Source organism: Methylophaga sp. UBA2513 (assembly GCF_002341285.1).
Classification (GTDB): domain Bacteria; phylum Pseudomonadota; class Gammaproteobacteria; order Nitrosococcales; family Methylophagaceae; genus Methylophaga; species Methylophaga marina.
The window spans coordinates 1-14,259 of record NZ_DDNT01000001.1 but is presented as its reverse complement, the minus strand read 5'-3'; the positions used below and the strand labels follow the sequence as shown (position 1 = coordinate 14,259).

Annotated in this window: 10 protein-coding genes; 7 read left to right on the top strand and 3 right to left on the bottom strand. The window is 43.1% G+C overall.

What is annotated here, in order from left to right:
• Entirely contained in the window at window positions 1-1,257 is a 1,257-nt protein-coding gene (hisS, locus tag B3V56_RS00050; protein WP_286304253.1) for a histidine--tRNA ligase, read from the top strand.
• A gap of 29 nt (window positions 1,258-1,286) precedes the next feature.
• Entirely contained in the window at window positions 1,287-2,924 is a 1,638-nt protein-coding gene (gene pgi / locus B3V56_RS00045) for a glucose-6-phosphate isomerase (protein ID WP_286304254.1), read from the top strand.
• Window positions 2,925-2,983: 59 nt separating this feature from the next.
• On the opposite strand, the gene glgB is transcribed toward pgi, so the two are convergent.
• Window positions 2,984-5,164 (bottom strand): 1,4-alpha-glucan branching protein GlgB, encoded by a 2,181-nt coding sequence (glgB, locus tag B3V56_RS00040; protein ID WP_289283820.1) that lies wholly within the window; start codon window positions 5,162-5,164, stop codon window positions 2,984-2,986.
• Window positions 5,165-5,261: 97 nt separating this feature from the next.
• On the opposite strand from glgB, the gene glgC reads away from it, so the two are divergent.
• From glgC to B3V56_RS00020, 4 genes are read left to right on the top strand one after another with little or no spacing between them, the layout of a single operon-like run.
• A complete protein-coding gene (glgC, locus tag B3V56_RS00035; protein ID WP_286304256.1) occupies window positions 5,262-6,530 on the top strand; it encodes a glucose-1-phosphate adenylyltransferase in 1,269 nt (422 codons plus the stop codon).
• The gene (locus tag B3V56_RS00030; RefSeq protein WP_289283819.1) at window positions 6,520-8,202 is read left to right on the top strand and encodes a glycoside hydrolase family 57 protein; all 1,683 of its coding nucleotides are present in this window, start codon (window positions 6,520-6,522) and stop codon (window positions 8,200-8,202) included. Before glgC ends, B3V56_RS00030 begins: the two co-directional genes overlap by 11 nt.
• 3 nt (window positions 8,203-8,205) lie before the next feature.
• Window positions 8,206-9,654: a 4-alpha-glucanotransferase gene (gene malQ / locus B3V56_RS00025; RefSeq protein ID WP_289283818.1), complete on the top strand. Its 1,449-nt coding sequence runs from the start codon at window positions 8,206-8,208 to the stop codon at window positions 9,652-9,654.
• Window positions 9,641-10,045: a glycine cleavage system protein H gene (locus B3V56_RS00020; protein ID WP_289282470.1), complete on the top strand. Its 405-nt coding sequence runs from the start codon at window positions 9,641-9,643 to the stop codon at window positions 10,043-10,045. The genes malQ and B3V56_RS00020 overlap by 14 nt, the downstream gene beginning before the upstream one ends.
• Here the strand turns inward: B3V56_RS00020 and B3V56_RS00015 are convergent.
• Together B3V56_RS00015 and B3V56_RS00010 are read right to left on the bottom strand one after the other, a co-directional pair.
• Window positions 10,021-11,142, bottom strand: coding sequence for an anhydro-N-acetylmuramic acid kinase (locus B3V56_RS00015; protein WP_289282469.1), 1,122 nt, complete (start codon window positions 11,140-11,142; stop codon window positions 10,021-10,023). The two genes, B3V56_RS00020 and B3V56_RS00015, sit on opposite strands and share 25 nt — an antisense overlap.
• Before the next feature lie 6 nt (window positions 11,143-11,148).
• Window positions 11,149-12,726, bottom strand: coding sequence for an OapA family protein (locus tag B3V56_RS00010; RefSeq protein WP_289283817.1), 1,578 nt, complete (start codon window positions 12,724-12,726; stop codon window positions 11,149-11,151).
• Window positions 12,727-12,858: 132 nt separating this feature from the next.
• On the opposite strand from B3V56_RS00010, the gene tyrS reads away from it, so the two are divergent.
• Window positions 12,859-14,055 (top strand): tyrosine--tRNA ligase, encoded by a 1,197-nt coding sequence (gene tyrS / locus B3V56_RS00005; protein ID WP_289282467.1) that lies wholly within the window; start codon window positions 12,859-12,861, stop codon window positions 14,053-14,055.
• Window positions 14,056-14,259 lie beyond the last annotated feature (204 nt).

Below are 14,259 nucleotides of genomic sequence, written 5' to 3'. Positions count from 1 at the left end.
GTGGCAGAGATAATCCGCTCTATAAGAGGAATGAATGACCTTCTTCCTGAAACAACACCATACTGGCAGGTCATAGAAACGACCTTGAAAAATGTCCTTGCTGGTTATGGTTATCAAGAAATTCGTTTTCCGATTGTCGAAAAAACAGAGCTTTTTAAACGCTCCATTGGTGAAGTCACAGACATTGTAGAAAAAGAAATGTATACCTTTGAGGACCGCAATGGAGACAGTTTAACGTTGCGTCCAGAAGGGACAGCAGGTTGTGTTCGTGCTGCCATGGAAAACGGTTTACTGAATCAAACGCAACGCCTTTGGTACATGGGGCCGATGTTTCGTCATGAACGTCCGCAAAAAGGCCGTTATCGCCAGTTTCATCAGTTGGGTGTAGAAGCATATGGCTTCGATGGCCCAGATATCGATGCTGAAATGATTATGCTGACAGCGCGTCTTTGGAAAGCGTTAGGTCTGAAAGGTGTGACTCTCCAGATAAACTCACTTGGAAGTACTCAAGCCAGAATAGCTTATCGCGAAGTTTTAATTGCCTATTTCGAAAAGCACCAAGCTGAACTCGATGAAGATAGCCAAAGACGTCTACACTCAAATCCACTACGGATTCTGGATAGTAAAAATCCTGCAATGCAGGCATTAAATGAAGCGGCCCCCAAACTGATAGATCATTTGGATGATGAATCTAAGCTGCATTTTGAACAGTTATGTCAGATCCTCGATAGTGTTGGTATTGACTACGAAATTAATCCAAGGCTGGTCAGAGGTTTGGATTATTACGGAAAAACCGTTTTTGAATGGGTAACCGACCAGTTGGGTTCACAAGGTACTGTCTGTGCTGGTGGCCGTTATGATGGTTTAGTGGCTCAATTGGGTGGAAAAGGCGCCACAGCGATTGGTTTTGCTATTGGTCTGGAGCGACTTGTCGCACTGCTCGAAGCAACCCAATCATTACCGGATATTAAACAAACTGATGCCTACTTAGTTGCTGTCGGTGAACAGGCAATGGCACAAGCACCATTATTAACGGAACGTTTGCGTGATGAACTTCCTGGCATAAAGTTGATTAGCCACTGTGGTGGTGGTAGTTTTAAAAGCCAATTTAAACGCGCAGACCGAAGCGGAGCGCGTTGGACACTTATTCTGGGAGATGATGAAGTGTCCAGCCAAACAATCGGTATAAAAACCATGGAGACAGGGGAGCAGCAGACCATAAAGTGGGCTGATCTGCCTTCATTCCTCAGTCAATAATTATAACTAATACAAGAAATCTAAGAACTATGACACCTTTGAATATACCTGAATGGCAGTCTTTGGTCAGACACTATTCTGACCTGAAATTCGTATCCATGCGTGAACAGTTCGCGTTGGACTCAAGCCGGTTTGAACGATTTTCAATCAAAAGTGGTGATTTGTTACTGGATTACTCCAAAAACCGCATCACCCAAGAGACCGTAGATAAGTTAATTCAGTTGGCTGAGGCTGTTGAGCTACAAGACTGGATTGAGCGTATGTTCAAAGGTGAAGCGATCAATCACACTGAAGGCCGGGCTGTTTTGCATACTGCCCTTCGAAACCGAAGTAATACGCCTGTCATGGTAGATGGCAAGGACGTTATGCCAACGGTTAATGCTGTGCTTGAAAAAATGCGTAACTTTTGTGAGCAAGTACACAATGGCACATGGTTGGGCTTCTCCGGTAAGAAAATTACCGATATCGTAAACATCGGCATTGGCGGTTCTGATCTGGGGCCAGCGATGATTTGTGATGCGCTTGAACCTTATGGCATCGAGGGTATGGGCGTGCATTTTGTCTCAAACGTCGATGGTACTGATCTCAGCACAACTTTAGAAAAATTGAATCCTGAGACAACCTTGTTTGTTGTGGCTTCAAAAACATTTACCACTCAGGAAACAATTACCAATGCTCATTCAGCACGAAATTGGTTTCTGAAAAAAGGGAAACAGCAAGATGTGGCCAAACATTTTGTCGCAGTGTCTACCAATGCCACTGAAGTAGCCAAGTTTGGTATCGATACTGCGAACATGTTTGAAATTTGGGACTGGGTTGGTGGTCGTTATTCCTTGTGGAGTGCCATCGGTTTACCCATCGCCTTGTATACGGGAATGGATAATTTTGAGCGATTGCTTGATGGCGGTCATCAAATGGATAAACATTTCCGTGAGCAGCCTTTAGCAGAAAATATTCCTGTCATTATGGCGATGCTGGGGATCTGGTATGTGAATTTCTTTAATTCACAAACGCAAGCCATTGTCCCTTATGATCACTCATTAGCTCGTTTTCCAAGCCATATGCAGCAACTTGATATGGAGAGCAACGGCAAGTTTATTAACCGTTCTGGTGCACGTATTAACTACAAAACAGGTCCTGTAATTTGGGGCACGCCTGGTACCAATGGGCAACATGCATATTTCCAGCTGATTCATCAAGGCACGCAATTAATTCCGGTCGATTTCGTTTTACCTGTGAATAGTCATTATCCAGAGTGTGATCATCAGTCTATTCTGCTTGCGAATGGTCTAGCACAGGCCGAAGCATTGATGAAAGGCAAAACCGCTGAGGAAGTGCGTGCTGAGCTGGTTAAAGAAGGTTATGAAGGAAAAGAACTCGAAGCATTATTACCGCACAAGGTTTTCCCGGGTAACCGACCAAGCAATGTATTGCTATTCCCTAAATTAACGCCTGAGATGTTGGGACAGTTAGTGGCCTTGTATGAACATAAAGTATTTGTTCAAGGGGTTGTCTGGAATATTAACTCTTTTGATCAATGGGGCGTGGAACTCGGCAAGCAATTGGCAAAAGCGATCGTGCCAGAGTTGAAAGATGATGCTGATATTTCTGCTCACGATAGCTCAACAACGCACTTGATTAAACTCATTCGCGAGTTAAGACAGTAACAAAAATCGCTTAATCTTCCCCCTGAGAACTCAGGGGGAATCATTCCTGTTCAAATTTATTAATGTTTCTTCTGTAATATTAGCCCAGAAAGTGGTGGTAAATTCAGCTGAATTGAATAAGGCCTATCTGACCAAGCCGTTTGTTCAGCTGAGATAATACTGGGGTTATGATAATTACTTCCTGCGTAGTACTCTGAGTCTGAATTGATAATAATTTCATACTCTCCAAGCTCAGGCACGCCGAGTCTATAATTATCTCGGGGGACTGGCGTAAAGTTAAATATTGCAATGATAAATTCTTCATCATTTTTGCGTAGATAACTTAAAATCGAATGTTCTCTATCATTGCAGTCAATCCATTCAAAACCTTGTGGCTCGAATTCGTGCTTATACAAAGCGGGTTGACTTTTATAGGTGGTATTGAGGTCGGCGACTAATTTCTTTAGCCCTTGATGCACAGGGTAGTCCAGTACATACCAGTCTAAATCTTTTTCACAATTCCATTCACTGCCTTGACCAAATTCACATCCCATAAACAGCAGTTTCTTACCTGGGTAACTAAACATAAAGGTATAAAGCAGTCGCAGATTGGCAAATCGCTGCCATTCATCGCCCGGCATTTTGTATATCATGGGACGCTTGCCATGAACTACCTCATCGTGTGAGAAGGGCAGTACAAAGTTTTCTGTAAAAGCGTACAAGAGGCCAAATGTCAGATCGTCATGATGATAGCGGCGATGTATCGGATCTTGTTGCATATACTCCAAAATATCGTGCATCCAGCCCATGTTCCATTTCATTGAGAAACCTAAACCACCAATATCTGTTGGCCGTGAAATCATTGGGTATGAGGTTGACTCTTCTGCCGTGATAATACAGCCAGGATGTTCACTGTGTAGTACGCTATTCACATGTTTGAAAAACTCGATAACTTCAAGGTTTTCACGGCCACCATATTGATTAGGTAACCATTCTCCCTCTTTTCTTGAGTAATCGAGGTAAAGCATTGAGGCGACGGCATCGACGCGTAACCCATCGATATGAAACTCTTCCAGCCAATAAAAAGCACTGGATAAAAGGAAGTTAAAGACTTCTTTTCTTCCGTAATTGAAGATAAGTGTGCCCCAGTCTTGATGTTCACCACGCCTCGGATCCGCGTGTTCATAAAGGGCTGTTCCATCAAATTTGGCAAGTCCGTGTGCGTCTTTAGGAAAGTGGCCCGGTACCCAGTCTAAGATCACACCGATATCGTGCTGGTGACACTGGTCAACGAAATACCGGAAGTCATCAGGCTTACCAAAACGGCTGGTAGGTGCAAAATAGCCTGTGGTTTGATAGCCCCATGAAATATCGAGAGGGTGCTCTGTAATCGGTAGTAATTCAATGTGAGTAAAACCCATCTCATTCACGTAGGGAACGAGTTCATCGGCGAGTTCACGGTAATTATAAAATCGCCCATCCTGATGACGCTTCCAGGAACCAAGATGCACTTCGTAGACAGAATGTGGCGTGTGCAGCCAATTACTTCGTTCACGAGTGGTCAGCCATTCTTCATCCATCCACTGGTGAGTGGTTGGAGTGCTGACGATTGAGGCTGTTCCAGGTCTTAGCTCACATTGTTGTCCGTAAGGATCCATCTTAAGATGTAAAGAGCCTCCTTGACGGCTACGAATTTCGAACTTATATAATTCACCTGGCATCAGCTCGGGAATGAACAGTTCCCATACGCCAGTGGCGCCTCTGACTCGCATTGGATGACGTCGACCATCCCACTGATTGAAATTACCAACCACACTGACACGTTCTGCGCCGGGTGCCCATGTTGCAAATAAGGTGCCTTTGATTCCTTCTATTTCATAATAGTGCGCACCTAGAATTTTATAAGCATGCCAGTGCTTACCTTCTGCAAAAAGGTGAAGGTCATAATCTGATATTTGAGGCATGATGCTGTAGGGATCATGATATGCGATTTGCTCACCATTATGGCGGTGACGGTGAATTTTATAGGGCCATTTAATCGTTTCCTGTGGACCTTTCCATAAGAAAAAGTCACTTCCTTCAACACGTTGCATGGGTAATTCGCCATCTATAAATGCCTTGTCTGTATCAGGCAAAAAGGCACGGATTTCGGCTTGCCCGGCGTTTTGATGGAGCCCTAGAACACTGAAAGGATCATGATGACGTGCTTCTATAATTTTAATGATGTCTTCATTCAAATTGTTGTCAAAAATCATCGTCATAATGTCCTGTAAATTTTAATTGCTGTATGTAGCTCGCTTGTGGCAGGCTAACAATATTACAGCACAAATAATAGGTTTTTTGCCGGAGAATTCATCTATGAGTGAAAACAATAGTACCCGTTTTGTCAGCCGTCTTACACGAGATACCTTGGCATTAATCTTAGCCGGCGGTCGTGGTTCGAGGCTTAAACAACTGACAGACTGGCGTGCTAAACCCGCAGTTCCTTTTGGAGGGAAGTTCAGAATTATCGATTTTCCTTTGTCGAATTGCGTGAACTCAGGCATTAGACGTGTAGGCATACTGACCCAGTACAAGGCTCACTCACTAATCAGACATGTCCAGCAGGGCTGGGGGTTTATGCGAGGTGCGCTGGGAGAGTTTGTGGAGTTATTACCCGCGTCACAACGAAATGAAAGAGGCTGGTATGCCGGTACAGCTGATGCTGTATATCAAAATATAGATATTTTAAGAAATCACGGTCCGGAATATGTATTGATTTTGGCAGGCGATCATATCTACAAAATGGATTATGGTGATATGCTAGCTGAGCATGTCGCGCAGAATGCTGATATGACCATTGGCTGTATAGAGGTACCTATCGAAGAGGCCAAGTCGCTGGGGGTCATGTCGGTCGATGCAAATAGACGTATTGTTGCGTTTAATGAAAAACCTGATGAGCCGACTCCCATTATTGGGCGAGAGGATGTAGCGCTTGCATCCATGGGGATTTATGTTTTTAACGCGGCATTCTTGTACGAGCAGCTAATTAAAGATGCTGATACTCGCACTTCTAGTCACGACTTTGGTCATGACATTATTCCTAACTTGATTAAAAATTATAAAGTCGTTGCTTTCCCATACAAAGATGTTCAGGGAAATGACCCGGGCTATTGGCGTGATGTGGGTACTATTGATGCTTTTTGGTCAGCCAATCTCGAATTGATTGGTGTTACACCTGAATTGAACTTGTATGATGATGATTGGCCTATATGGACACATCAAGCACAACAGCCGCCGGCAAAATTTGTTTTCGATGATGATGACAGAAGAGGGATGGCCGTAGATTCGATGGTGTCAGGTGGATGTATCATCTCCGGCTCTACCGTTCGACACTCTGTGTTGTTCTCGAACGTTGAAGTTCACAGTTATTCATTAGTTGAAGATAGCGTTATCTTGCCAGATGTGACCATCGGCCGACATTCTGTTTTGAAACGAGTGGTCATCGATAAAGGCTGTGTTATACCAGAAGGTACAGTTATCGGTGTGGACTTGGAACAAGATGCAAAACGTTATTACGTCTCTCCTAATGGTGTGGTTTTAGTCACGCCAGAAATGCTAGGACAAAATTATCGTTATGTCAGATAAAATTAAAGTCGTACTATGCTGGCACATGCACCAGCCACAATATAGCGAGCCTATGGGTGGCATGTATCAGCTACCCTGGACGTATCTTCATGCTATTAAAGACTATGTTGATATGGCATGGCATCTAGAAAATGTGCCTGGTGCTAAAGCCGTGGTGAACTTTGCCCCGACGTTACTGGAGCAACTTGCCGATTATGATGAACAGTTACAGGGACGCTTCAAAGGTACGGGGCGGCTGAAAGATCCATTACTCATCGCATTAGATTCTCCCGTTCAGCCGGTGCATGCCGAGGAGCGTAAGACATTGATTAATGCATGCTTACGCGCTAACGAGGAAAAACTGATTCAACCATTTCCACATTTTGCCAAGTTAGTCAAAATGGCTCGTTGGTTGATGAATGAGCCAGAGCGTCTTAACTATGTGAATGATCAGTTTATGATTGATATGCTGGTCTGGTATCACTTGGTTTGGATGGCCGAGTCAGTTAGACGAAGCGATGTTCGTATTCAGGCATTGATGAAAAAAGGTCGTCATTATACATTTCATGATAGGCGGCAGTTGATGATAGTGATTGGTGAGCTCTTAAAAGATTTGCTTCCGCGTTATCGTCGTCTAGCAGAAAGCGGGCGCGTTGAATTATCTGTCACACCTTATGCTCATCCTATTATCCCTCTTTTACTGGATATGAACTCGACGCATGAAGCCATGCCCGATGCTGATCTTCCTCTAGAGACACACTACCCTGGAGGTGAGCAACGCGCACATTGGCATATGGATGAGGGGGTGAGAGTCTTTGAGTCTTTCTTTGGATTTAAACCAAAAGGGTGTTGGCCATCAGAAGGCGCCGTATCTGAAGACACATTAACCTTAATTGCAAAACATGGATTTAGTTGGGCTGCAACGGGTGAAAATGTGCTTCGTAACAGTTTAAAGCTCTCTGGTATGGCTGATGCCAGTATACATAAACCATACAAGCTACCCGACACATCACCTGTATGTTTTTATAGAGATGATGGCTTATCTGACATGATTGGCTTTACCTATACAAAATGGGGCGCAGATGATGCAGTCAATGACTTTATTCATCACATTCAAAACATAAAAGCGAACACAGAAGGGGATGACGATAGGGTTGTTTCTGTGATTCTTGATGGTGAAAACGCCTGGGAGTACTACTCCTACAATGGCTACTACTTTTTACAGAGTCTTTATCGAAACTTGTCTGAGCATCCCGATATTGAACTTACTACCTTTAGTGAGTGTCTTGAAAATGGTGTTCAAGCAGCTGAGCTTCCCAAAATGATGGGCGGTAGCTGGGTATATGGAACCTATTCCACTTGGATTGGTGACAAGGATAAAAACCGAGCTTGGGACCTACTCAGTGATGCAAAAAAAACATTTGATAAAGTACTGGATAATGAAACCTTTGAACCTGAAATGAAGTTGGCGTTAGAGCGACAGTTAGCTATCTGTGAAGGATCGGATTGGTTCTGGTGGTTTGGTGACTATAATTCTGCTGACAGTGTCAGTGATTTCGAACGTTTATATCGTCTCCACTTATCGAATCTTTATCAGATGCTGGGTGAAGTTGTTCCCCAGAAACTTTCGGAAGTTGTTTCTCAAGGTGGCGTCGGCGCAGAGCAGGGCGGTACCATGCGACGTGGAAGCTAAATAGTGGCTCAAGCAAAAGTATTTAATAAACGACGAAGCGGTATTCTCTTACACATAACGAGCCTGCCATCGGGAAATTTAGGCACTGATGCCTTCAAGTTCATAGACTTCTTGTGTGCTTCGGGTTCTACCGTCTGGCAAATGCTACCTCTCGGACCTACCCATGAAGATGGTTCACCCTATCAATGTCTTTCTGCTCATGCGGGCAACAACCGGTTTATTTCACGCGACATACTCAAATCACAAGCCTGGGCAGAACCCGCTAAGCTAAACGACACGAAGATGTCCCGACTGATGGCGACTGCATACCGACAGTTCATAAAAAATGCGACTGAGGCTGATAAACAATTATTTAATGAATTTTGTCAGGAGCAGCAATTTTGGCTGGATGACTACGTACTATTCCGTGAAATTCGCCATCTTAATCAAGCACGAGCATGGTTCGACTGGCCAGTTGAGCTGAGAGACAGACAACCTGACGCCATAAATAAAATCAAAACAGAACGTGACGAAGCTTTAATGATTCGTCGGTTTGAACAATATATTTTTTTCTGTCAGTGGGGGCTGTTACGCCAATACGCTAATGCAAATGGAGTGAAGCTATTTGGGGACATGCCCATTTTTGTCGCTCACGACAGTGCTGATGTCTGGGCTGAACCAAACTTATTTACACTTGATTCGCAAGGAGTGGCAACACGTGTTGCTGGCGTTCCGCCAGATTATTTTTCTGAGACAGGACAGCGATGGGGTAACCCTTTGTATGAATGGCAGAACCATATTCAACAAGATTTTGATTGGTGGAAACGACGATTAAAAACACAACTTGAGTTATTTGATCTGATACGTATTGATCATTTCCGTGGATTCGAATCCTGCTGGGAAATTCCTGCGAGTTGTGAAACGGCTATAGATGGGGAGTGGAAGCCTGCGCCTGGTGAACAGCTATTCGATTCCTTATTAGCTTATTTTGGTGAACTACCACTGGTTGCTGAAGATTTGGGCATTATTACTGATGAAGTGACCCAGCTGCGTGAGAGATATGGTATGCCAGGTATGAAAATTCTCCAATTTGCTTTCGGGGGTGATGCTTCAAACCCCTATTTACCTCATCATCAGTGTGAAGATAGTGTTACCTATACAGGTACGCACGATAATAATACAACGCTGGGTTGGTATCATCAGCTTGATGAACATACAAAAAATCATGTGCATGCTTATTTTGGCGAGACTGCAGAATCAATGCCTTGGTTATTCATTCGATCTGCCCTGAGGTCAGTATCCGAACTAGCGGTTCTACCTTTGCAGGATGTTTTATCACTTGATGGTAAACATCGTATGAATGTTCCTGGAACCATAGAAGGCAATTGGTTATGGCAGTTTAACTGGGATATGTTTAATTCAGATAATGCAAATAAGTTAAAAGCATTGAATATTTTGTATGGCAGATGCTAGCGACAACCATCAGTTGAAACGGTTTTATACCTCCCAGCATATTTGGATTGATAATACACTCGACCCTGATGAAATAACCTTAGGAATCACTGAGTTTTATCAGGATTTACTGGGTGATATTACTTATATACAAATGCCTACAACTAACAAAACATACAATGAGGCTGAGAGATTGTTTGTGATTGAGTCTTTGAAGTCAGCAACGGAGTTCTTGTCCCCCCTCACTGGCACGGTCACCAAACTAAACTTATCCCTGAATGAAACGCCAAACCTTATCAATCATGATCCATTTGGTACTGGTTGGATATGCCAACTACGAATAGATAAACAAGTAAAGCTTGAACAACAATTTATGACTTATATGGACTATGAATTGATGTTGGATGGATAAATAGCACCTAGTATGCTTGGCTTATCTGCGCCGGTAACGGCTGGAAGATTGCCAGCTTGGTGAGCTAATGTTCGCATGGCCAGCCATGAGAAGGCACAAGCCTCAACCCAATCAGGCGCAAGCCCTAGTTTTAACGTTGTCTCTACGCTGATATCAGGCAAGTGTTTTCTCAAGGCATTCATCAAAACTTCGTTATGCGAACCGCCGCCACAAACATATACGGCATCTGTGTCTTTCGCATAGGTAGTGATAGCGTCTGTAATTGAACGTGCCGTCATTTCCAATAATGTTTTCTGAATATCTTTAGCGGGAATCGCTTTATCAACCTGCGTCAGTATATTGGCTAGCCATTTCAGGTTGAAATATTCCCTGCCAGTGCTTTTGGGGATCGCTTGACCAAAAAAACTGTCCATCATGAGGATATCAAGTAACTCCTCATCCACAGTGCCATCACGAGCCCAATCACCATTTGCATCATATAAATCGAGATGATGCTGTTGGTACCACTCATCCATCAGAACATTACCGGGACCCGTATCAAAGCCGGACACTACGTTTTTTTTATCTTTCGGCAGGATAGTGATGTTACCAATACCGCCAATATTGGCGATCACTCTGTTTTCATTATGAGAGTGAAATAAAGCTTGATGAAAGGCGGGTACTAAGGGAGCACCTTGTCCACCCAGAACCATGTCACGCTGACGGAAGTCAGTGATTGTCGTAATGCCTGTTTTTTCAGCAATCACATTGGCATTGCCAATCTGCATACTAAATGGATATCGACAATCAGGCGCGTGAAAAACAGTTTGTCCATGACAGCCTATTGCGACAATATGATTAGCCGGGATTTGTGTTTCATCAAGAAGTTGGTTGATTGCTTCACTGTAGGCATGACCAAGTGCGATATCAATCTGTCCGAGTTGATGTAAATGTGTTCTCGCTGTAGCGATTAGCTGATGAAGGTCTCGTCTTAATTGCTCACTGAACGGATAGGTTTCCGCTGCAACAAGTTGTATTTGATCATCACTGAAGTCTGTGATCGATACGTCAATACCATCAAGACTGGTGCCAGACATAACACCAATATATAAGCTCATAGAATTTTAATGTTGGTTCATGGCCAGTGTAGGCACCTTGAGAGATTCCAACTGCACAAGTAGAGTCTGTGACTTTTGTTTAAAATCGGCCATATACTTAGCATTAAGAGGCTCAGCCTTTGGTAAAGCAACCGTAAGAGGGTTGTGATGTACACCATTTATACGGAACTCATAATGTAGATGGGGTCCTGTTGCCAAGCCACTCATTCCAATGTAACCAATCACTTGTCCTTGCTTTACTCGTTGGCCACGTTTTAATCCTGATTTGAATTTCGACATATGAGCATAAAGCGTTGTGTATTTACCACCGTGAGACAAGATAATTACACGGCCATAGCCACCTTTATTTCCAATAAATTCGACTTTACCATTGCCTGTGGCCAAAATTGGTGTGCCGGTCGGGGCCGCATAATCGACACCACGATGAGGGCGACTCGTTTTTAGAACAGGGTGTTTTCTATTAGGATTAAACAAAGAACTGATTCGACTAAAATGAACAGGAGTTCGGGTAAATGTCTTTCTCATACTCTCACCTTTTGGGGTGTAGTAGTGAGTATTACCCTCTGTATCTGTATAACGGACAGCCCGAAACGTTGTGCCTCTGTTCGTAAATTCAGCGGCTAATATATCGCCATCATCAAATTTTTGTCCCTCAAGATAGTCTTCTTCGAAAATGACTTTAAAACTGTCACCTTGACGAAGATCTAAAGCAAAGTCGATATCCCATCCAAAAATATGTGCTAGTTCCATCACTAGTTTGTCTGACAGACCAGCTTTTAAACCTGAGCCGAATAGTGAAGATTCAATTTCTCCGTAGACTTGTTTTTGACGTTTTTCCGTTTCTTTGGTCAGTGTTTCTGCTTTGTATCCATCATCAGTTACTGTTAGCTGCAAGGTTTTAATGGGACTGAAAACAAGTTCAAGCTGTTTTAATTCTGTATTGCCATCGTTATCAGTACTCAGACCAAAGCGAATTTCTTGTCCTGGTTTTAGGTTTAATAGCGGTTTTACCGCTTTCCCTGTCTGAGCGACATTGAAAACATCTCGAGCTGACAAGCCAACTTTAGGAAAAATCAGTGACAGGTTGTCTCCAGATTGAACTGTAACCTGCTTCCATTCTATGGATGAAGTAGTTAGTGTTTCATCCGCTGGAGTTTCGATGTCGTTATCATCGTTTGATTGGTCTAGCTCAGAAAGATGAGCTTTTTCAAGTGCGATTCGCTCGAGCTCAGCAGGATCTGTAACAGGTTTGTTCTCTAAATCAGGTACCTCTACTAAGTCAGTTTGAGGGTTATTGTTTAGTTCTGTCGTTGGAGGGGCTAAGGTGATTTGCGTTGTTTGCTCTGTCAGGGAATCAGACGTTTCAATACGTTCGTTACCAATTTGGCCTGGCAAGTTGATTGTTTGTGATTTGGTATCTGTATTTACTGGGGTGCTGGTGGCAAGAACCATACTGGTCACGAAGACGCCAACGATGCTTGCTATGGATAAGGTGATGAAGTGATGTCGTTTGCCATGGAATTTTTTGTCACTTGAGAACAGTCTTGATTCAGCTCTGGAGTTCAAAAGTCTATTACGTTTCATATGCAAACTCTTGGTGAAATTAAAAATTCTCCCAATTCTCTCAATATTTGATCAGAATTGGAACCCCTTATTTTATGTATGTTGTGATAATATTGCCGACCTCATAAAACACAAGAACTTGGAGTAATCTAAATGATGCCTGTAGATGATGCGATGCTTGAAATTCGTCGTGGTGCGGAAGAAATTTTAGTTGAAAGCGAGCTTGTCGAAAAATTATCATCAGGTAAACCACTGCGAATAAAAGCTGGGTTTGATCCTACAGCACCTGATTTACATTTAGGTCACACTGTCCTCATCAACAAACTACGCCAATTCCAGCAAATGGGACATACCGTAATTTTTCTGATTGGTGATTTCACTGGACTCATTGGCGACCCAACTGGGAAAAGTGCAACTAGGCCACCACTGACTCCTGAAGAAATTGAAGAAAATGCCAAGACATATAAAGAACAGGTGTTCAAAATCTTAGACCCTGAGAAAACGGAAATACGTTTCAACTCTGAATGGTTTAATGAAAAAGGTGCTGACTTCATGATTAAGTTGGCAGGTAAATTAAGTGTGGCACGCATGCTTGAACGAGATGACTTCAAGAAGCGCTTTAAAGCGAACCAGCCTATATCGATTCATGAATTTCTTTATCCATTAGTACAGGGTTATGACTCTGTCGCACTGGAAGCTGATGTCGAGTTAGGGGGAACAGATCAGAAATTCAACCTATTAATGGGGCGTGAATTACAAAAAGCGGAAGGGCAGGACTCTCAAGTCGTGATCATGACACCATTATTAGAAGGCTTGGATGGTGTGAAGAAAATGTCTAAGTCTTTGGGTAATTATGTCGGTATCACCGAAGCCCCTGGCACAATGTTTCAGAAGATTGTGTCTATTCCAGACTCACTCATGTGGCGCTGGTATGAACTACTATCATTCAAGACTATTAAAGAGATAGACAGCTTAAAAGAAATGGTAGAACAAGGAGCAAACCCGCGTGATGTCAAAATTGAGCTGGCACGTGAGATCGTTGCACGATTTCACGGAGAAGAAGCGGCAGCCAATGCACATAAAGGTGCAGGTAACGTCATTACAGAAGGTGAGGTGCCAGAGGGAACACCAGAAATAGAAATTGAACTGGATGGTCAGGTCGAGTTGGCAATTGGAGCCGTGATCAACAAAGCCAACCTAGTAGCTAATTCAGCACAAGCGAAAGATATGCTTAATAACGGCCGTGTGAAACTTGACTGGAGTGTTGTAGAGCCCACTCTCCAATTGAGTACAGGAAAGTATCTTATCCAAGCAGGTAAAAAGAAAATTGCCTGGGTGACGCTTAAATAAATAATAAGCAGAATGCATTTCTGCAAAGCGGATATTCTGCTCTATACATAGATATACTATGCGAATCTCTAGCTTAGCATGCAAAAAAGCAATTAAAAAAACACAGTAATTCAGACATCTACGTCAATAGAGATGTCAAAGGGAAAATCTTCCTGTTGACGTCTCCTCAATTCACTGTAGAATGCGCTCCTCTTGCTGATGAGG